Source organism: Amycolatopsis sp. NPDC051371 (genome assembly GCF_040682155.1).
Lineage (GTDB): Bacteria > Actinomycetota > Actinomycetes > Mycobacteriales > Pseudonocardiaceae > Amycolatopsis.
Map to the genome: position 1 here is coordinate 73,253 of NZ_JBFBAG010000008.1, position 20,097 is coordinate 93,349.

The 20,097-nt window shown below is 70.4% G+C and carries 17 protein-coding genes; 10 read left to right on the plus strand and 7 right to left on the minus strand.

Annotated features, from left to right (window positions below; all coding sequences use genetic code 11):
• The first annotated feature begins 75 nt into the window (after window positions 1–75).
• The 4 genes from AB0M59_RS12710 to AB0M59_RS12725 all read left to right on the plus strand — a co-directional run bounded on the left by AB0M59_RS12710 (window position 76) and on the right by AB0M59_RS12725 (window position 7,165).
• Window positions 76–1,548: a cytochrome ubiquinol oxidase subunit I gene (locus AB0M59_RS12710; RefSeq protein WP_364613128.1), complete on the plus strand. Its 1,473-nt coding sequence runs from the start codon at window positions 76–78 to the stop codon at window positions 1,546–1,548.
• A gap of 126 nt (window positions 1,549–1,674) precedes the next feature.
• On the plus strand, window positions 1,675–2,682 hold the full coding sequence (gene cydB / locus AB0M59_RS12715) for a cytochrome d ubiquinol oxidase subunit II (RefSeq protein WP_364613130.1): 1,008 nt from the start codon (window positions 1,675–1,677) through the stop codon (window positions 2,680–2,682).
• Window positions 2,679–5,900, plus strand: a complete 3,222-nt coding sequence (gene cydD / locus AB0M59_RS12720) for a thiol reductant ABC exporter subunit CydD (protein WP_364613132.1) — start codon at window positions 2,679–2,681, stop codon at window positions 5,898–5,900. The genes cydB and cydD overlap by 4 nt, the downstream gene beginning before the upstream one ends.
• A gap of 59 nt (window positions 5,901–5,959) precedes the next feature.
• Window positions 5,960–7,165: a GAF domain-containing protein gene (locus AB0M59_RS12725; protein ID WP_364613134.1), complete on the plus strand. Its 1,206-nt coding sequence runs from the start codon at window positions 5,960–5,962 to the stop codon at window positions 7,163–7,165.
• A 198-nt stretch (window positions 7,166–7,363) separates the two neighbouring features.
• Here the strand turns inward: AB0M59_RS12725 and AB0M59_RS12730 are convergent, their stop codons facing one another.
• Window positions 7,364–7,990: a response regulator transcription factor gene (locus AB0M59_RS12730; RefSeq protein ID WP_364613136.1), complete on the minus strand. Its 627-nt coding sequence runs from the start codon at window positions 7,988–7,990 to the stop codon at window positions 7,364–7,366.
• Window positions 7,991–8,284: 294 nt separating this feature from the next.
• On the opposite strand from AB0M59_RS12730, the gene AB0M59_RS12735 reads away from it, so the two are divergent.
• Window positions 8,285–8,773, plus strand: a complete 489-nt coding sequence (locus AB0M59_RS12735) for an excalibur calcium-binding domain-containing protein (RefSeq protein WP_364613138.1) — start codon at window positions 8,285–8,287, stop codon at window positions 8,771–8,773.
• Window positions 8,770–9,408, plus strand: coding sequence for a class F sortase (locus AB0M59_RS12740; RefSeq protein ID WP_364613141.1), 639 nt, complete (start codon window positions 8,770–8,772; stop codon window positions 9,406–9,408). Before AB0M59_RS12735 ends, AB0M59_RS12740 begins: the two co-directional genes overlap by 4 nt.
• On the opposite strand, the gene AB0M59_RS12745 is transcribed toward AB0M59_RS12740, so the two are convergent.
• The 5 genes from AB0M59_RS12745 to AB0M59_RS12765 form a co-directional block, all read right to left on the minus strand.
• Window positions 9,378–11,669, minus strand: coding sequence for a helicase-associated domain-containing protein (locus tag AB0M59_RS12745; protein WP_364613144.1), 2,292 nt, complete (start codon window positions 11,667–11,669; stop codon window positions 9,378–9,380). The genes AB0M59_RS12740 and AB0M59_RS12745 overlap by 31 nt on opposite strands.
• Before the next feature lie 38 nt (window positions 11,670–11,707).
• Window positions 11,708–12,673 (minus strand): hypothetical protein, encoded by a 966-nt coding sequence (locus AB0M59_RS12750; RefSeq protein ID WP_364613147.1) that lies wholly within the window; start codon window positions 12,671–12,673, stop codon window positions 11,708–11,710.
• Window positions 12,666–14,648: a hypothetical protein gene (locus tag AB0M59_RS12755; protein ID WP_364613150.1), complete on the minus strand. Its 1,983-nt coding sequence runs from the start codon at window positions 14,646–14,648 to the stop codon at window positions 12,666–12,668. The genes AB0M59_RS12750 and AB0M59_RS12755 overlap by 8 nt, the downstream gene beginning before the upstream one ends.
• The gene (locus AB0M59_RS12760) at window positions 14,645–15,391 is read right to left on the minus strand and encodes a hypothetical protein (protein ID WP_364613153.1); all 747 of its coding nucleotides are present in this window, start codon (window positions 15,389–15,391) and stop codon (window positions 14,645–14,647) included. The genes AB0M59_RS12755 and AB0M59_RS12760 overlap by 4 nt, the downstream gene beginning before the upstream one ends.
• Window positions 15,392–15,490: 99 nt before the next feature.
• Window positions 15,491–16,222 (minus strand): Crp/Fnr family transcriptional regulator, encoded by a 732-nt coding sequence (locus tag AB0M59_RS12765; RefSeq protein WP_364613156.1) that lies wholly within the window; start codon window positions 16,220–16,222, stop codon window positions 15,491–15,493.
• A 37-nt stretch (window positions 16,223–16,259) separates the two neighbouring features.
• Between AB0M59_RS12765 and AB0M59_RS12770 the strand changes: the two genes are divergently transcribed.
• Both AB0M59_RS12770 and AB0M59_RS12775 read left to right on the plus strand, forming a co-directional pair.
• Entirely contained in the window at window positions 16,260–16,847 is a 588-nt protein-coding gene (locus AB0M59_RS12770; protein ID WP_364613159.1) for an AAA family ATPase, read from the plus strand.
• A 2-nt stretch (window positions 16,848–16,849) separates the two neighbouring features.
• Entirely contained in the window at window positions 16,850–17,188 is a 339-nt protein-coding gene (locus AB0M59_RS12775) for a DUF3024 domain-containing protein (protein ID WP_364613162.1), read from the plus strand.
• On the opposite strand, the gene AB0M59_RS12780 is transcribed toward AB0M59_RS12775, so the two are convergent.
• A complete protein-coding gene (locus AB0M59_RS12780) occupies window positions 17,185–17,508 on the minus strand; it encodes a nucleotide pyrophosphohydrolase (protein ID WP_364613165.1) in 324 nt (107 codons plus the stop codon). The two genes, AB0M59_RS12775 and AB0M59_RS12780, sit on opposite strands and share 4 nt — an antisense overlap.
• A 133-nt stretch (window positions 17,509–17,641) precedes the next feature.
• Between AB0M59_RS12780 and AB0M59_RS12785 the strand changes: the two genes are divergently transcribed.
• Together AB0M59_RS12785 and AB0M59_RS12790 are read left to right on the plus strand one after the other, a co-directional pair.
• On the plus strand, window positions 17,642–18,562 hold the full coding sequence (locus AB0M59_RS12785) for a nitrate- and nitrite sensing domain-containing protein (protein WP_364613168.1): 921 nt from the start codon (window positions 17,642–17,644) through the stop codon (window positions 18,560–18,562).
• A gap of 88 nt (window positions 18,563–18,650) precedes the next feature.
• The gene (locus AB0M59_RS12790) at window positions 18,651–19,982 is read left to right on the plus strand and encodes a hypothetical protein (protein WP_364613171.1); all 1,332 of its coding nucleotides are present in this window, start codon (window positions 18,651–18,653) and stop codon (window positions 19,980–19,982) included.
• Window positions 19,983–20,097 lie beyond the last annotated feature (115 nt).

The following is a 20,097-nucleotide window of genomic DNA, read 5'->3' on the forward strand; positions in this document are numbered from 1 at the left end:
CCGGGACGTTGGTCCTGCGCTTGTCAGGACCACTTGATCTGGCTGTGGCCGGCGCTCCGGAGCACGCTGGACCACGTGGAGGTCCTTGAGCTAGCAAGGTGGCAGTTCGGCATCACCACCGTCTACCACTTCCTGATGGTCCCGCTGACCATCGGGCTGTCGATCCTGGTCGCGGCGATGCAGACCCGCTGGGTCCGCACCGGCGAGCTGCGGCACCTGAAGATGACGAAGTTCTGGGGCAAGCTGCTGCTGGTCAACTTCGCCATGGGCGTGGTGACCGGCATCGTGCAGGAGTTCCAGTTCGGGATGAACTGGAGCGCGTACTCGCGCTTCGTCGGCGACGTCTTCGGCGCGCCGCTCGCGATGGAAGGGCTCGTCGCGTTCTTCGTCGAGTCGACGTTCCTCGGCCTGTGGATCTTCGGCTGGGACCGGCTGCCGAAGAAGGTCCACCTGGCGTGCGCGTGGGCGTTTTCGCTGGCCACGATGGCGTCGGCGTACTTCATCCTGGCCGCGAACTCGTGGATGCAGCACCCGGTCGGCGTCACGTTCGAGAACGGCAAGCCGACGATGAACTCGATCTGGGCGGTGCTGACCAACAACACGGCGCTGGCCGCGATCCCGCACACCCTGGCCGGTTCGTTCTCGGTGGCGGCGGCGTTCCTGGTCGGCATCGCGGGCTGGCACCTCTGGCGGCGCGGCGACCACCAGGACGTCTGGCGCACCTCGCTGCGACTCGGCGGCTGGGTCGGCGTGGCGGCGTTCGCGGTCCTCGCGATCACGGGTGACACGCAGGGCAAGCTGATGTTCGAGCAGCAGCCGATGAAGATGGCGTCGGCGGAAGCGCTGTGCCACACGGAACAGCCGGCGAGCTTCTCGATCATCGCGATCGGCGACGTCGCGGGGTCGAACTGCGAGGACGTCAAGACGTTCAACGTGCCGGCGCTGCTGTCGTTCCTGGCGCACAACGACATCAAGACCGAGGTCAAGGGCGTCGAGGACCTGATCACCGAGTACCAGGCGAAGTACGGCACGAACTACCCGGACGATCCGGAGCTGGGTTCACTGGCGGGCAAGCCGATCGACTACGTGCCGAACCTGCCGGTGACGTACTGGGGCTTCCGCATGATGATCGGCTTCGGTGCGATCTCGGCGGGGATCGGGCTCCTCGCGCTGTGGCTGACGCGGCGCGACCGCATTCCCACCGGCCGCTGGTTCCCCCTGCTGGTCCTGGGCGGCATCGCGACGCCGTTCCTGGGCAACAGCGCGGGCTGGATCTTCACGGAGATGGGCCGTCAGCCGTTCGTGGTCGTCCCGAACCCGTCGGGCGTCGACGGGGTGTGGATGTTCACGGCCCAGGCGGTGTCGCGGCTGACGACCGGCGAGGTCTGGACGTCGCTGATCGCGCTGACCACGGTGTACGCGGCGCTGGGCGTGGTGGAGCTGTACTTGATGCGCAAGTACATCCGCGGCGGCGTCGACGCGGTGATGCCTCCGCCGAAGAAGGACTCCGACAAGACCGAGGGCGACACGCTCGCCTTCGCGTACTGAGGTGGTGGACGCGATGGACACCCACGGTATTGGCTCCCTCACTCTCCCGAGTTACCCACAGCCCCCCTGTGGACAACTCGCCCGATTGTGGATAACTCACGGCGACCACGCTCGAGGAGTGACCCGATGACCCTCGCCACGATCTGGTTCGTCGTCATCGCCTTCTTCTGGCTCGGCTACCTCTTCCTCGAAGGCTTCGACTTCGGCGTCGGCATGCTGCTGCCCGTCCTCGCGCGCGACAACACCGAGCGCCGCGTCATGGTCAACACCATCGGGCCCGTCTGGGACGGCAACGAGGTCTGGCTCATCGTCGCCGGCGGCGCGATGTTCGCGGCCTTCCCCGCCTGGTACGCCGACCTCTTCTCGGCCGCCTACCTGCCGCTCCTGATCGTGCTGCTCGCCCTCATCGGCCGCGGCGTCGCGTTCGAATACCGCGGCAAGGTCGACTCCGAGCGCTGGCGGCGCACGTGGGACCGCGTGATCATGATCGGCTCGTGGGTCGCGCCGCTGGGCGTCGGTCTCATCCTCGCCACCACCGTCCTCGGCCTGCCCCTCGACGCCGAAGGCAATCGCGTCGGCTCCGCGTTCGCCGCCTTCCGCTGGGACACCCTGCTCGGCGCGGCCGGGATCGTCGCCTTCTCGCTCACGCACGGCGCCGCGTTTCTGGCCCTGAAAACCAGCGGTGACCTGCGGGAACGGGCGCGCACCCTGGCGCTCAGGCTCCTGCCGGTCGCCATGATGCCGATCGTCGCGTTCCTGTCGGTCGTCCAGTGGCGCTCGGGCACGCTGTGGACGCTGCTCGCGTTCGGGATCAGCGCCGTCGCCGCGGTGGTCGCCTGGCTGCGGCTGCGCGCGGACCGCGACGGCCAGGCCTTCGCCGCGCTCGGCGTCGTCATCGCCGGGGCCGCCGTCACGATGTTCGGGGCGCTCTTCCCGGACGTGCTGCCCTCGACGCTCGACGCCGCCAACACGCTGACCGTCGAAGGCGCCGCGTCGAGCCCGTACACGCTGACCGTCATGACCTGGGTCGCCGCCTTCGGCGCTCCCGCCGTGTTGATCTATCAGGGCTGGACGTACTGGGTGTTCCGCAAGCGCATCGGCACCCAGCACATCCCGGCGGTCCACGCGCCATGACGAATCTTCCCGGCCGCGCAACCCTTCTCGCCTCGGAGTCCACAGTGGACTCAGTGCGGCCGGGAAAGGGCCCGCTCGGCGCATTGCCGGCCCTCGTGCCGGCCGTGCGCCGGGCGCTGGCCCTGGTGGGTTTCCTCGCCTTCCTCAACGCCCTCGCGCTGGTGGCCCAGGCATTCCTGCTCGCCGACGTCCTCGCGGCGATCGTCGGAGCAGGGTCCGGGGGACGCACCGCCCAGCTGGCCGCGCTGCTCGCGCTCGTCGTGACGCGCGCGTTGACCGGCTGGGCGGTGCGCACGGTCTCCGCCCGCGCCGCCGCGACCGCGCACCGCGAACTGCGCGCGAAGGCCGTCGACCACGCGCTGCGCCTCGGCCCCGAGTGGATCGCCCGCCGCGGCCACGGCGAGCTGACGGCGTTGACGACCCGCGGCCTCGACGCGCTCGACGCGTACTTCCGCGAGTACCTGCCCGCGCTGGTGACGGCGGCGGTCGTGCCGCTCGGCGCCGGCGCGGCGATCCTCTTCGCCGACTGGCCGTCCGGCGTGATCGTTGCGCTCACCGTGCCGCTGCTCCCGGTGTTCGCGATCCTCGTCGGCAAGTACACGGCCGAGCGCGTCGCCGGGGCGACCGACGCAACGCACCGGATGTCCGAACGGCTCCTGGAACTCGTGCGCGTGCTGCCGGTGCTGACCGCGTTCCGCCGCGCCGCCGCGCAGGGCGAGACGGTCCGGCAGCTGTCCGAACGCCACCGCCGCGCGACGCTCAAGACGTTGAAGGTCGCGTTCTCCTCGGCGTTCGTGCTCGAACTGATCGCGACGCTGTCGGTCGCGCTGGTCGCCGTGGTGATCGGTGTCCGGCTCGCCGGCGGGAACCTGCCGCTGGCCATCGGGCTCGGCGTGCTCATCCTCGCGCCGGAGTGCTACCAGCCGCTGCGCGCCGTCGGCGCCGCGTTTCACGCCAGCGAGGACGGCGTCGAAGCGGTCCGGCGCGTCGCCGATCTGCTGGCGGTGCCGGCGCCTGCTCGCGGCACCGCGATCCCTGCGCGCGGCTCACTTCGGGTGTCTTCCCTGCGGGTGGCGCGACGCGGCGGGTTCGCGCCGGACGGCGAGACGTTCACGGTCCGCCCGGGCGAGACGGTCTGGCTCCGCGCCCCGAGCGGCGGCGGCAAGTCGACGACGCTCTCGGCGCTGCTCGGGTTCGTCCCGGCCCACGACGGCGCCATCACGGTCGGCACGGCGAACCTCGCCGACGTCGATCTCACGCGCTGGCGCGAGCAGGTCGCGTGGGTGCCGCAGTTGCCGGTCTTCACCGGTGGCACGGTCCGCGAGGAGATCGGCTCCGACTCCTTGCTCGGCGAACTGGGCCTGACCGGGCTCGCCGACCGGCCGGTGGCTCGGCTTTCGCTGGGGCAACGGCAGCGCGTCGCGGTCGCCCGGGCGCTTCAACGAGTGCGAGACGGCGCCTGGCTGCTCCTCCTCGACGAGCCGACTGCCCACCTCGACGAGGCCAGTGCCCGGCTGGTGCTCGACGCGGTCCAGCGAGCGGTCGACGGCGGCGCCGCGGCGATCATCGCGGCTCACGAGCACACGGCCGCCGTCGATTTACCGACCGACGTCCCGCCGCCTGCTGAAGAGTCCACAGTAGACAGTCCTCGGCCGCCGCTGCCGTGGCGCGCCTTGCTCGACGGCCGGCTCTTCGGCGGCGCGGCGCTGGGGGCGCTCGCGCTGCTGGCCGGGGTGGCGCTGACGGCGACGTCGGGCTGGCTGATCGCGAAGGCGTCGCAGCAGCCGCCGATCCTGACCCTGACGGTCGCGGTGGTCGGCGTCCGCGCGTTCGGCCTGGGCCGTGCGGGGCTGAGGTACGGTGAACGGCTGGTCACGCACGACGCGGCGTTCCGCATCGCCGGCCGCCTCCGGGTGCGGCTGTGGAACTCGCTCGTCGGGCTCGGTCCCGCTGCCGGCTTGCGCGCCGGGGAAGGACAGCGTCGCCTGGTCGCCGACGTCGACACGGTCCGCGACCTGCTGCCGCGGGTGGTGTCGCCGCCGCTGGTGGTGGCGCTGGTCGCGGCGGGGGCGATCGCCGTGCAGACGTGGGTCCTGCCCGCGGCCGGCCTGGCGCTCGCGGCGGCGGTGGCGGTCGGGCTGTGCGCGCCGTGGGTGGCGATGCGCGCCGAACGCCGCGCGACGACGGTCCTGGCGGACGGCCGTCGCGAGGTGGCATCGCGAGTCCTGGTGCTGTTCGAGGCGGCGGCGGAGCTGCTGGCGTTCGGCAAGGACCGTGCCCACCGCCGCGCGCTGACGGAGGCGGACACTCGCCTGGTCGGGCAGGCGCGCCGCCAGGCGTTCGGCGTGGGCGCGGCGGAAGCGCTGATCACGCTGGCCTGCGGAGCGGGCGCGGTGGTCAGCACGGCGCTGGCCGCCCAGGCGGTCGCGGCGGGAAGTCTCGACGCCGTGCTCGCGCCGCTGCTGGCGTTGGTGCCCCTGGCGCTGGCGGAGGTCCTGGCGCTGCTCCCCCCGGCGGCCCAGCACTGGGACACGCTGCAGTGGGCCCGCAGGCGGCTGACCGACACACCTGCGCCGGTTCCCGCGCAGCAGGGAGACGGCAACCGCGTGGTGCTGCGAGATGCCGATCTCGGGTGGCCGGGCGGACCAGCGGTCCTGCGCGACGTCGACCTCGACCTCGCGCCGGGGACGTACGTCGCGGTGGTGGGCCCGAGCGGTGCCGGCAAGTCGACTCTCGTTGCCGCGCTGCTGGGCTTCCTCGTTCCCCGGCGCGGTGTGGTCGCCGTCCCGGCGCGGGTCGCATGGGCACCGCAGGAGCCGATGCTCGCGGGCACCACGGTGGCCGAGAACCTCCGTCTCGCGCAGCCGACGGCGACGCCGGACGACCTGCGCGAGGCGTTGCGGCAGGCCGCGCTCGCCGACCTCGACCCGTCGACGGTGCTGGGCAGCGGCGGCAGCGGACTGTCGGGCGGCCAGGCGCAGCGCGTCGCGCTGGCGCGGGCATTGCTCGGGGCGCCGTCGGCGGGTCTCGTGCTGCTCGACGAGCCGACCGCCCACCTCGACGACCCGACGGCCCAGGTCGTGCGGGCGCACCTGCGTGAAGCGCTGGCGGGCCGCACGGTCGTGCACGTGACCCACCGAGCGGAAGAAGCCGACGGCGCGGACGTGGTCCTGGAGGTTCGCGACGGCCGGGTCGTGACGCGGGTGCCGGTGCCGTGATCGATTCCCGGAGCGTGCTTGGCGCGCCACCGCAGCGCCGCGCGATAATGACGGAACTCATGGATCCGACGCTTGCCGCGCGGGCGCTGTCCGCCGCCACCGAGATCACGAGCACCGCCCTGTCCGGCGACGACCCGGGAGCGGTGCTGGACACGGTCGTGGCCCGGGCGGCCGAACTCGCTGACGCGGACCTGGGCCTGGCCATGGTCAGCGCCGAAGACGGCCGAGTGGTGGTCGAGGCAGCCCACTACGCCACCGCCCACCCAACGGCCGACGAACTCACACCGCCCTGGGGCGCGGCCGGCGGACCGGACGCAGCAAGCGCCGGGGAGGCCCTGCGCGGCCTTGCCCTCCCCGCGGACTCCGCTGCCGGACGGGTCGCCCGAGGCGGCGAGCCCGTCGCCAGCGCCGACTTCACCGTCGACCCGCGGACCGCGCCCTACGTCCCCGCCGAACTCCATGGCTACGGACCCTTCGCCGCCGCGCCGTTCGGCTCCGGCGGGCGTGTGCTCGGTGCGCTGACCGTCTACCGGAAGCGGGGGCGCGAGCCGTTCTCCGCCGGGACCGTCGAGATGCTCGTCGCCTTCGCCGCCCAGGCCGGGGTCGTCCTCGCGCTCGCCGAAGGCGCCAACGCTCGCCACCGCGTCGCTCTCTACGAGGAGCGGGAGCGGATCGCCCGCGAACTCCACGACGTCATCGTCCAGCGGCTCTACGGCTCCGGGATGCAGCTCGACCGGGTTCGGCGCAACATGCGCAAGCGGTTCGCCCAAGCCGACGGCGCGCGGCTTTCGGACGCCATCGACCAGCTTGACCAGACCATCGAGGAAATCCGGGGCACCGTGCGCGCGCTCAGGTCGCCCGAGCCTCGCCACGACACCGGCACGCCCACCGACCTCGCCGAGTCGGCGCGCGGCGAGGTCCGCATCGCCGGCGAGTTACTCGGGTACCCGCCGACCCTGGAGCTGTCGGGCGAATTCGCCGACATCCCCGCGGAAAGCGCCGACCACATCCGGGCCGCCCTGCGCGAAGCTCTGTCCAATGTGGTCAGACACTCCGGCGCGAGCGAGACCCGCGTGACCTTGACCAGGGACTCCGGCGGCGTGAAACTCCGCGTCCGGGACAACGGTTCCGGCGTCCCCCAAGGCGTCGCCACCCGTGGCCTGCGTCATCTGGCCGAACGCGCGGATGCCGCCGGCGGCAAGTTCTTCCTGAACTCCTCGCCCAGCCTCGGCACGCTCGTCGCGTTCGATCTCCCACTTGCCTGATCGCGATCTACCCTTCTCGGGTCATCCCGCCTCCCTTCCTCGCCCTCACTGAAGATCGTACCGGCTGATCGAACACCTATTCGACTCACGTTCGAGTGAAACTGGCAGGACGAAACCGCTGATCGACATGGCGGACCGTGACAACCGGTGAAAAGTACGCAGCGAACGGCGGCTTGCGGACGAGAAAGCTGCGCGGAGTTACTTCTCCCGGCGCGCGATCCAGGCGGCGGCCTGCGTCCGGCGTTGCATACCGAGCTTCGCCAGCACCGACGTGACGTAGTTCTTGACCGTCTTCTCGGCGAGGAACAGCCGCTCGGCGATCTCGCGGTTCGACAGGCCCTGGCCGATCAGCTCGAGCACGTCACGCTCGCGCTCGGTCAGCGTCGCCAGCTCGTCCGTCGGCGGGTGGCGCATCTTGTCCAGCACCCGCGCGGTGCTCACCGGGTCCAGCAGCGACCGCCCGGCCGCGACCTCGCGGACCGCGTACACGACGTCCTGCCCCCGCACCTGTTTCAGCAGGTAACCCGCGGCGCCGGCCATGATCGCGCCGACCATCGCTTCTTCGTCGTCGAACGCGGTCAGCATCAGGCAGGCCGGCGGGTTCGGCTTGGACCGCAGTTCGCGGCAGAGCGTGATGCCGTCGCCGTCGCCGAGCCGCACGTCGACCACCGCGACCTCCGGTTCGACGTGCATCGCGACCGCCAGCGCCTCTTCGACACTGCTCGCTTCGGCGACGACCTCGATGTCGGGCTCGTCGCCGAGGAGGTCGCGAAGCCCGCGGCGGACCAGTTCGTGGTCGTCGACGAGCAGTACCTGGATCGGCATATCCCCAGGTTACGGGGTGCGAGCGCGCCGCGGTGCCGGCTGGTCCGCACGTCACACCGGCCGAGTCCGGACAATTACCCCCAAAGTGTGACCGCGGATCTCGTAACAAACCAGCCGGTACGCATTCTTGGCGCTGATTCCGCAGGTCAACGGCAAAGGGGGAAGAATCACCAGCCGGCCGGATTTTGGTGGGCCGCTGGCGTTTCGGGAATTCGGGAACGTTTCGTAACAGGCTCGCCGCAGCCGCGATAGTTACCACGCAATCACCCCGATTCTTCCTGAAAGGACCTTCCGGTGTCCTTGTTTCGTCGTGCCCTGACGACGGCCGCGGCCGTCGCCGGGCTCGCTCTCCTCGGCCCTGTTTCCCTCGCCTCCGCGCAGCTCGCGACGCCGCTCGCGGCCGACCTGAACTGCAAGAACTTCCAGTACCAGGAAGAGGCGCAGGCGGTTCTCGACGCAACGCCGGGTGACCCGAACAACCTCGATTCCAATCACGACGGAGTCGCGTGCGAGTCCCTGCCGCACCGTCCGAAGCAGAACACGTCCACGCCGACGGCCGAGCGGCCGTCGACCACGACGAAGTCCCACACCGCCCCGAAATCCACCTCCACCAAGAAGTCCACGACGGGCAGCCAGGTGAAGGTGAAGCCGGTCGGTGGCGTCGCCACCGGCGGCGGTGAGCCGGACGAAGGCGCGCCCGCGTTCCTGGTGCTGAGCGGCGCGCTGCTCGCCGCGACGGCGTCCGGCGGCATGGTGCTCTACCTGCGCCGGCGCACGAGTTGAGGCACCCGCGCCTGTGGCCGGCGGTCACGGCGGTCGTCGCCGCGCTCGGCGCGGTCCTGGTGGTGGCCTTCATCCTCGCCTTCTCGCCGCACCCGCCGGACCAGGTCGCCCCGCCGTCCGCCACGCCTGTCGAGATCGCGCCGCCGGCCACCACCACGCCGTCCGGCGACGGGCTCCCGGCGGCGAAACCGGCCTCCCTGACCATCCCGGCGATCGGCGTGCGGGCCGACGGGATCAAGGACCTCGGGCTGACGTCGGGCGGTGAGCTCGAGGTCCCCGGCGACGCCACGACGGTCGGCTGGTTCACCGGCGCGCCGTCGCCCGGCGAGGTCGGACCGGCGGTGCTGGCCGCGCACGTCGACTACAAGCACGTCCCCGGCGCCTTCTCCCGGCTCAAGGAGCTGCGCGCGGGCGAGCAGGCGAGGGTCGGCCGCGCCGACGGCCGGACGGCGGTCTTCACCGTCTACCGCGTCGACCACTACGCCAAGGCGGAGTTCCCGACGGACCGGGTCTACGGCGACACGGCCGACCCCGAACTGCGGCTCATCACCTGCGGCGGGGAGTTCGACCGGGCGAGCGGCAACTACCTCGACAACGTCGTGGTCTACGCGCGGCTCACCGGCGTCGAGGCCTGACCCAGATCTATCCGCGCCAGCTCGAGCCGCCGGTACGCGCGGTCGCCGAGCGACCAGACGTCCAGGACGTCGCCGTCGAGCTCCGGGTACGCGATCACCAGCCGGACGGGCCCGTCGTCCGCTTGGTAGACGACGTCCGCCGGGATTCCGGCTTCGAGCTGCCAGCAGAGTTGCTGCTGCTTCGGCGTGAGACGTCCGGCGTAGCGGTCGCTCATCGCCCGCGCGAGCTGTCCGCGCAGCAGGTTCGGGCCGCTCGCCGGCGCCGCGAGCAGCCGCTCGGCGTGGTCGAGGGGATCGGGCGGCCGGTCGCCGGGTCCGGCGTCGCGGACGACGGCCCGGGGCTCGGCCGCTTCGGCTTCGCGGGCGGGCAGCACGATGGTGCCGTCGGCGGCGTGGTGGGTCGGCGCGTAGCCGGCGCTCCGCAACGCGTCGAGCGTGCCGGAAGCGTCCACTGCGGACGTCAGGACGGTCGGCGCCACCGCCCGCAGGCCGAGTTTCGCGAGCTTGCGGTGCGCGGCCAGCTCGGCGAGCACGGCGGGTTCGCCGACGACGACGCTCGCGACGTCGTGCACCTGCGCCTCGCCGTGGCGCCGCGCGACGTCGTTGACCAGGTAGACCAGCGGCTGCGGCAGCTCGCCCGCGGCGATCGCACCCAGCTCGTCGAGCAGCTCGGCGGCCGTCGAACCCTGGTCGAACGCCCGCCGGACGCTCGCGGGGGAGAACCGCCAGCTGGTCGCGGTGCCCTGGGCCTCGCGGTCGGCGACGCGGTCGAGCGACGCGGCGAGCCGGGCGTCCGGCGACCCGGGCACGATCGCGGTCAGGTCGGTGCCGAACAACGCCGTCGTCCGCGCGCGGGCGACCAGCTCGTCGGTGACTTCGACGAGGCCGGTTCCTTCGAAGAGGGCGCGGCCGGTCGCGGTGACGGCGCCGTGCGCGACGACGCCGAGGAGCTCGGCCGTGTCCAGCGCGTCCCGCAGGTAGCCGGCGAAGTCCTCGATCGGCAGCATCGGCGCGTGCCACTCCGCGAGCCGGGTCAGCGCGTCGACGTCGGCGATCGCGGCGCCGGGCTCGAGCCGCGCCAGCACCCGCACGACCAGGCGTCGCGCCAGCGCGTCGACGTCGGTCTCGTACTCCGGCTGCGCCGGCTCCCACCAGGTCGTCAGCAGCAGGCGGTAGAGCAGCCCGGACGCGGGCCGCGCGAGGTCGGGGTCCGGCGCCAGCGTGGGCGGCGGCGCCTTCTGGCCGCGGCGCGGCGCCGGCGGCTCGTCGGCGATCAGCAGCCCGGCCTGCGCCGCGAGGTCGATGGCCAGCTCGATCTCCGCGGGCGTCGCGCCGGTGTCCTTGGCGACCTTCTTGACGAGCCGCGCGCCGATCGTGCCGTCCTTGAGCAGCGGGAACGGCTCCGCGCCGGCACGATCGAGGACGGCCGAAACGCGATCGAGCAGCCGCAGCGCGGCGGCCGACGACGTGGCCTCGGCCGATTCGGCGCCGATGTGCGTGACGGCGTACTCGGGTTCGGCGGGCGTGAACGGCAGCTGGTGGTCCGGGCCGCGCAGGGCGAGCGACACCTCGATCGGCATGACCGCGCTGCCGTAGTAGGTGGCGAACAGGAAGCCGTGCTCGAACGCCCAGCCGTCCGCGGTGTGGAAGGGCAGCACGCCCTCGGCCTCGGGGACACCGTCGGCCATGTCCTGCAACAGTTTCCGGGTCGGCTCGGGGGCGGTGCCGAACAGCTCGCGCACGCGGTCGCCGTCGCGGAAGAAATGGACGAGTTGCTTGAGACCTTCGCGCAGCCCGAGAGCATGGGACAGGCGCGCCGCGCGGCTCCGGCCGATCTCCCCGAGCAGCTCGGCGACGGGCTGACCGAGTCCTTCGGCGCTGAAGTTCTTCTTGTGCAGGAGTTCCGGGAGCCTGATGCCGTCGGGGTCGTGCCACAGCAAGGCGCGCTCGGCAAGTTCGTCCACAAAGGACTCGATTGTTTCGGGCGTCGTGCCGAGGAGCTTCGCGACTTCACCGACCGGCACCGGCCGCCGCCCGAGCGCGTGACACAGCTGGACGGCGCCCACGACCTGCACCTGCGGCAACGACAACCCGAAGACGGCATCGTTCACGGACTGCGCGGAAGCGAGCCGCGCCGCGACGACATCGAGCCGCCGCGGCCACGGTTCGTGCAGCACGTCCGGCCGGTGGGCCAGCAGTTTGGCCAGCTCTTCAGCGCTTAGGGCGGCGAGCCTGCCGAGCAGCTCGTCGGCGGTGGTCATCGGCCCAGGTTAGATCACCGGTCGGTCCGACCGATCGGCTAGGGCTTGTGGCCGTTGTGCAAGGTGATGGCTTCGGTACCGAGGGTTTCACCGAGCGAGTCCCGCAACCTGTTGAGCTCACTCTCGCGGCTCCGGCCGGTCAGGCTGGAAAGCCAGGCCAACCGCATTTCGTGGAGGTCGAAGTCGTCCGCTTCGCTCATCATCCGGCCGACCGCGTTGCGGAACGGGTCGTCGGCGTCGAGCACGGATCGCCCGATCGGGATGTCGTACAGGTGGATTTGGCTGAGCACGTCACGGACCGACGATGTGTCGTTGCTCAGCATCATCGCGAGCAGACTCACCTTGCCGGAATCGATCACGTCGGCGTAGAACTTGATCCGCTCCCGGTCCATGTCGCGGCGTTCACGATCGACGATGCGGGCTCGGCGGATCTCCTCCAAGGAGTAGCGGTGGAGCGCGCCTTCCCCGGTGAGCCGGAACAGCGAATCGACCTCACCCCATGAGACTGTCCCGCCGGTCAGAGGTCGCATGGCTTCGAGCAGTTCGTCGACCTTGACAGCCAGCTTCTCGACCTCGTCGAGGGTGGTCTTGCGCACCAGCGGACGCAGGATGTCCTCCATGTCGACGCGGATGGCGTCGACGTGGTCCACCTTCGGTTGCTTGATCAGCGCCACCGGGTCGGTGATCCGCCAGCGGACGGTGACGATGCCCTCGACGATCGCGCCTTCCTGCTCCGTCTCGAACACGCTTCGGAACGTCGAAGTGCTGCTGGACACGTCGACTTCGTACAGTCGCAGGATGCTCTTCGCCAGGCCGACGCCGAGCTTCTGGACCTGCGTGGTGGCCCCGAGCTGGAGATGGCTGGAGGCCCAGTGGCCGTCGTCGCACTCGGCGATCAGCACAGTGGTCCCGCGCTTGCGCAACTGGTGCCGGAGGATGCTCCTGGTCGGGCGGGCGCAGCGGCGCACGCCTCGCCACGCGACGCTCTCGGTATCTTCACTCATCGGACAACTCCTCCAGGACTTCTGCGGTCAGTTCGGAGAGCGACTCGGTGCCCTTGCGGTTTTCGTCGAAGAATCTCCGCAGGAAGTACGAGAAACGTCGTACGAGGATTTCGTCGGGTGCGTTCAGTAGCACTTTCAGCACCCGATTCACGTCTCTTCGCAGGTCGGTGCGAGTGCCGGCCAGCATGGCCCACTTCGCCAGACCGAAGAAAACCAGCTCGCGATGGCGTGGCTGCTCGAGCAGGACGGTGAACAGGAGCCTGACGGCCACGGTTTCCTGGTCCCTGAACTGCAATGGTCCACCCGTCTCCAGGCAGAGTGCATGCATCGCGGCGCGGATCGCGATGTCCTGTTGCGTGGCGCCGCCATGGAGGATCCAGACGGGCAGGGTGCTGAGCACCAGACCTCGGTTGCTGGGTTCATCCAGCATCGACTTCAACGACCGGATGATCTCACGCTTCAGGCTTCTGTCACATTCCCTCGTCAACTTCCTGAGCTGGTTCAACGCGAACTCGGGGTGACATTGCCCGAAGGTGTTGCGGCAGACCAAGGCGGCAGTGAAACGGAACTTCTCATCGACCGTGTGTCGCGTCCACGAGTTCACCCGGTTCTTGACGTTCTGCACGTAGCCGCTGTTCTCGCACAGGCCGCTCAGGATCAACGCAGCCGTCGACTGCTGGAACCTCGACCCGGTCACCCACGGGCGCACCCAGCTGAACGGATCCGGCTCGGCAGCTTTCGCGAGCATCTTGCCGAACCGGCTCATGGCAGCGTTGTGTCGATCGGACAGTCGGGGGAGCTCGTCGTCCAGGTCGCCCATCCAGGGCTGGAGCGCAGGTCGGATGCGCTCATACTCTTTCCAGACGTACGCGAGCAACCTCGCGCCCCAGCCCGGTCTGGAGAACTTGACCAGCTCGCCGTCGATCCGCTGCCAGCTCTCCGGAGGTTGGAGTCGGGCACGAATCCGGCGGAGTCGTTCGGCGCGGGTTTCCTCGAAGAGGTCCGGTGGCAGATACGGCCAGAGCTCGTCGTTCTCGGGGTTGCTGAGGATGTCTTCGAGTTTCTTCGCCGCAGCCGCGACGTCGTTGTAGCCGCTGCCCTCCATCAGGGCCACGGTGATGGCCAGGGCCCGAGCGGGTATGTCTTCGTTGTCGGCGAACCACGCGGCCACATCCTCGTCACCGCGGCGGCGGATGGTCGCCTTGACGTCGTCTTCCGAGAACTGGCCGTCGGCCATCGCACCCAGCAGACGGGCGATCTCGGACGCGCGCCACGGTGCGCAGTCCGTGAGGTCGTCGTCCCGGTCCAAGGTCTTCACCAGGTCGATCGGGTGGCCGTTGGCCCGCAAGTGGGCTCTGACCATTTCGGCCGGCTCGGCCGGCGTCAGCTCGGCGACGTAGGGCCGGGCGCGTTCGAGGTCGATGTCCTCGTTGGCGAAGGTGACCACCAGGTAGGCGTCGAGCTCGACGAGCGAGTGGGCCAGCTGGCCGAGGACGTGGTAATCGAGCTCACCGCACCACTCGTCCGCATTGACGTCGTTCCAGAGGTAGCCGGCCGTATCGCCGCTCTGTTTCAGGTCGAGGAGCTCCCGGGCGCCGCGGGTCGGGTCAAGCCGCCTGAGGTCGTACAGGTTCGCGTCGATCAGCAGCCGGGCTCCGGCCAGGCTCCGGCCGCTCGAGCGGCCGCACAGGAGCACCAGCCGGTGTTCGGCCAGGATCCGGCTGGCTTGGCCGTAGCCTCCCGGAACGCAGAACGCCGACACTGCCTGCTCGACCAGCGAATCCGCGACCGGTCCGTAGACGAGACCGGTCTTGACCTCCTTTTCGTCGTCAGGTTCCTCGCCGGCGTGGAAGTGCTCGGCGTAGATGCCGTTGTTCGTCAGAACCGGTTTTTCCGGTGCGGGTGCCGGAGTCTCCTGAGCTTCCGGTTCCGGCGCTGTGCTCTCGACCGGCTCCTTTTCGGCTACCGCGGTCATGGGCGTTTCCGGCCGACGTAGTTGTTGACGATCGGGCCGGAGTTCGTGCCGATGAAACCGGTTCCCTGCACTCCGCCGTTGATCACCTGGGTACCGCCGGCGAGAGTGGGCTCGGCCGGTTCAGGTTGCGGGTCGGGCGGAGTGAGGGGAGGCAGGCTGTCGAGGACCACGCCGGGGACCCAGACCCAAGAGGTTTCCTCGAACTCCTTGTTGGCGATCACGAGCGGGCTGAAGTCGTGTTTGACCAGCCGGCTGGTGTGGCCGGCCTGGACGGCCGAGCGAAAGGCCTGCGCCGAGAGAACTGTGACGACGGTGACCGGTCGCCGATCGGCCAGGCGCCGGACGATGTCTTTCACGGCGGCCGCGTCCAGGAGGCGGGCCAATTCGATCATCGGACGCTGGAAGCTGTCGCCGTCCACCACGTGGATCGGCGCCGTGTGGACGGCCAGCCGCAACCGGATCGCCGGGAGCGAGCGGCGGTTCCGCATGTACAAGCGGCCGTGGAGGAAGTGCGCGGCGTCGATGAGTGCCGGCAGGCTCGACTCGGGGAACGCCGCCAGGTAGCCATCCCCCGTCCCCGAGTAGTTGACTCGTGCGCCCGCGTCGACGCCGGTGTGGTCGAACGCCTCGGCCACCAGCTCGTCTGCCGCCTGCCGGACGTCGTCGAGCTGATCGTCGTCGTTGCTCGACGAACCGATGACGTCGAACCCGAACAGTGCGCGCGTCGTGGGCATCTCGCTCATCCAGCCACCTCTCCTCGTCGGTGGGGGAAGTCTTCGGTATACCCACGGTGGACCACCACCGGAAATCCGGGAGACAAGTGATCGGCGGCGTGCTCGAGGTCAGTCCTCGGTGGACTTCCTCAACCCCTCGACGTCACGGAGCAGGAACCACTTCTTGTCGGTGGCCACGGTGCCCTCAGCGGTCAACGCCGACAGGATGTCGTCGATCGTCTTCTCCGAGGCCGCGACGCTCTGCGCGAGATCGCGCCGCGAGAACCCGGCGATTGCGACGCCGCCGACTCTTTGCCTGCCATACTGATCGGCCCAGTTCAGCAGCTTGCGGACAACTCGTATTCGCACTCCGTCGGAAAGATAGGAGAGTCGTTCCTGGTCGGCCCGGTGCAGTCGGATCTGCACGGTCCTCAGGACGTGCTGCATCGCTGCCGGATGGCGGCCGATGAACGCCCGGAACTCGGTGCCCGGAATCTCCGTGACCGTTCCGCTCGCGCGACCTCGCCCGCTGGCCGAACGTGGTCGCCGGTCCATGGCGCTGAGCTCGCAGAGCAGTTCGCCACGCCCGTAGATGCCCAGGATCAACTCCTTGCCGTTGCCTGCTGTCACGTACACCTTGACGAGGCCGGACTCGACAAGGAAGACACTTCCCGAACAATCGTGTTCCATGAACAACTGATCATTTTCGCTGAACCTCCGGGTGAATCCTTTCGCTCTCAGCTCAGCCAACGCTTGCCGGCTGATCTTGGCGCCGAAGGAATCCGAGTATCCCCTGTCCATCAGACCAGTTTCAGCAACCTCCGCGGGTGAATCAATGGCGCCGAACGGGTGGTTCGGCAAGCGTGTGCGGTGACTTGCTGCTGGTACGGTCGGTCCGGTGCCGAGACTGATCCACCTGAACGGGCCCTCCGGGATCGGGAAGTCGACGATCGCGCGGACCTACGCCGAGCGGCATCCGGGGGTGCTCGACCTCGACACTGATCGGGTCGTCTGCCTCATCGGCGGGTGGCGGGACACCTTCTTCGAGACCTTCAAGGCCGCGCAGTTGCTCACCCTCGCCATGGCCGAGACGCACCTGCGGACCGGGCACGACGTCGTCATGCCGCAGCTCGCCACCCGCGTGGTCGACATCGAGGCTTTCGAAGACGCCGCGAAACGCTGCGATGCCGAGTACCGGGAGATCCTCCTGACCGCCGACAAAGCCGTCGCCGGGGCGAGGTTCGCCGATCGGGCCGCGAACGGCGACGCCGCCACCCGCGGGATCGACGACGTCCTCGGCGAACGTGGCGGGACCGCTCTGGTCGAGCGGATCCACGACCAGCTCACCGCCTACCTCCCGCAGCGGCCGGACTGCGTGGTCGTGCCCACCGATGGGCGTGAACCCGGCCAGACCTACGCGGACGTCGTCGCGCTGCTCGAGCCGGGGGTGGGGAGGCGGCCGCGCGCGGGCTCGGGTTCACTGTGACCATGGCGGGAATTCCGGAACTCGCGCTCCGGCAGATCGAGCGGTGGTGCTCGCAGCGCGTCCCCGAGCACCTGCGCGACCAGGTTCGCGTCGAATGCCGGACGCGGGGCCGGGCGGTCACCATCGTCGAATGCCGCGCGCCTTGGTCGCCGCAGGCCGGGCCCGAGTGGACCGAACAGAAGGTCGCGCAGCTGCGGCTCGACGAGTTCGGGATCTGGTCGGTGCGCTGGTCCGATCGGAACGGGCGGTGGCTGACCTACCCGGACGCTCCCGTCGCGAGCTCGCCGACGCTCCTGCTGGCCGAGATCGAGCGCAACCCGAACGGGATCTTCTGGGGCTAGCTCGCCGCCGGCGGTGGGAACCTGACCTCGTTGCGGTCGATCTTCGCGTGCGCCGCGGCCGTCAGGTCGACGCCCAGGCGGTCGGCCAGCTGGAGCAGGTACAGCGTGACGTCCGCGATCTCGTCCAGGACGTTCGCTTCCAGCGCCGGATCCTCGCGCCACGCGTCGGACTCCTCCGGCGTCAGCCACTGGAACAGCGAGGTCAGTTCGCCGACCTCGCCGGACAACGCCATCACGAGGTTCTTCGGGGTGTGGTACGGCTCCCAGGCGCGGGCCGCCGCGAAGTCGCGGAGGCGCTGGGTCACGTCGTCGAAGGTCACCCGGCGATTGTCCTCGGTGGTCACGGTGCGCTAACGGCCGTATGGCGGACTGCCGTTGACCGGTGAATCTCTCACTCAATAGGTTGAACTTGGTCGGGATGCTTGCGGGGCTTGAAGCACGGAAAGGAACGTCTTGAAGTACCTGCGATCCGTCCGCGGACGCATGCTGTGCATCGCGTTCGTGCCCGGCGGTGCGCTCGTCGTCGTGGCCGTCGTGATCGCGTTCTTCCTGGTCCACCAAGCGAACCGGACGCGTGACAGCGCCCTGGACGCGGCGGAGGTCGCGGGCCGGACCGCCCGCGTCGTCGTCGCCCTGCAGGGGCAGCGCAGCGAAGCGATGTCCGCGCCCGACCAACGGACTGCCGCGTACGCGAATTTCACCCAGCGGATCGACACCGCCATCGCCGGTCTGCGCGACTACACCCGCCGCGCGCCCGACGCCGAATCCGCGTACCAGCAGACCACCGCCGTCGAGCTGCTTTCCGTCGCCGAAGGCATGGACCGCTCCGATTCCCTCGCCCTGGCGGGGATCGACGGCGTGACGCGGCGGCCGTTCACCGAGGCCGTGGCCGCCTACCGGGCCGAACTGGACCGGATCGCGCCGCAGCTCACCGAAAGTGGCCGTATCGCGTACGAGTCGCTCACCCGTAGCGCCGATTGGAGCAGGCTCGCCGCCGTCGAGGACGCGCTCGCGGCCGCCGAACCGTTGCCCGTCCCCGAATCGACGTGGCGCAGCGCCGCCTACACCGTCTCCCAGCAGCTCGGCTCCCTGTACGCGCAGCAGAGCCAGTACGCCGTGCAGCTCACCCTCGACGACGGCCGCCGCACGCTGGCCGGCGCGATCGCCGCGAGCGCGGCCCTGCTGCTGTGCGCCGGGCTCCTGCTGGTCGTCGTGCGGCGGCTCGTCGCGCGCGTGCCGGTGCCGGTCGTCCCGATCATGGTGCCGACCATGCACGCGGCCATCCCGCGACCCCGCCACGCACGGTCACGACGGCCGCGCGTCCCGGAACCGTGGCCGATGAAAGCCGTGCTCGACGACTTGCGGCGCCCATGAAGGCCTCACGCAAAGTCACTGATTACGCCGAAAAGAGCACGCGGTTGGCCCACACGCGCGCTTGCCCGGCTCGGGCAGACTGGTCCGCGTGAGTCCCCCCTCGGATCTTCGCCCCTACCTGCGCACTTTGGACGCGGAGACGCTGGCGGACCTGCTGCACGCCCAGGCCGAGCGTGACCCTGAGTTGCGGCATTCACTCGAACTGCGCGCCGCCACCCAATCCGGTGACGTCAGCGAAGCGCACCGGCTGCTCGACACCGCGGTGACCGACGAGAACGGCGAGTACACCGCGAAGGTCGGGGCGGTCCTCGACACGCTGCAGCGGATGCTCGACGCCGGCAGCCGCGCCGACCTGGCCCCGCTGGCCCGCCGCACGGTGGACGACATCAGCGAGGTGTTCGAGCAGTCCGGCGACCACGCCGGCGACCTCGGCGACCGGCTGGACCGCGCCGTGGCGCTGTACGCCCGCGCGTGCGCCGCCCGGCCGCCGGACCCGGAGAAGCTGGCCGACTGGATCCTCGAGGTCGAGTTCGACGGCCCGGGCCGCCCGTCGATCGACCTCGCCGACTTCGCGACGGCGCTGGGCGAGCCCGGCCTGCGCCGGATCAAGTCCACTGTGGACGACATGCTGACGGCGAGCGGGCCGGGGCACCGCCGGGACGTCGCCGAACGGCTGCGGGAACAGCTGGCCGAGGTGCTCGGCGACGTCGACGAGCTGGTCGCGATCCTGTCCGCGAAGCCGCCGCGGCGTGACGTCAGCCTCAAGATCGTCCGGGTGCTGCGGGCCGCCGGCCGGCACGGCGAGGCCATCGCGCACGCCGCCCGCGCGCTCACCCACGACAAGAACGGGCACGTGCCGGAACCGGTGCCGGACGACGAAACCTCCCGCCGTCGCAAGGAGTTCGACGCCAAGCCGGACCGCGAGACGTTCGCCGCGCTGCGCGAAGCCGCGACGGCCGACGGGAAGTGGGCGACGCAGCGCCGGGCCGCGCTGGCCCGCCTGCGCGAGCTGGCCGCCGAGGGCGTCGGGCCCGCCGACGAGCTGGCCCGCGTCCTGCTCGACGACGGCCGTCCCGACGAAGCCTGGCGCGCCTGCGTGCGGTTCGGGGCGTCGCCGGAGCTGACGCTCGAACTGGCCGAGCAGCGCGCCGCGGAGCACCCGGCCGAGACGATCCCGGTCTTCCGCGAGCACGTCGAAGAGCTCATCGAGCGCAAGGACCCGCAGGCCTACCGCGAAGCCGCCCGCCGGCTGAAGCTGTTGCGCACCTTGCACAAGCGCTCGGAAAGCCCGGAAGAATTCACCGCCTACATCGGCGCCCTGGTGGAAACCCACCGCCGGAAAACCCGGCTGATCACGGAAATCCGCACCGCGCGCATTGCCTTGCCAAAAGCCGTAACCCCGCCGCGCGCACCTCGTTGACCGAGGTGAACCGGTGTTTCACGTGCACCGGGACATCGAAGGCCCGCCAAGGCGGTGACGCCTCTGGCCAGCGATGTCGCGGTGGCCCTGTTCCGCCGTCCGGCTCGGCGCCTCC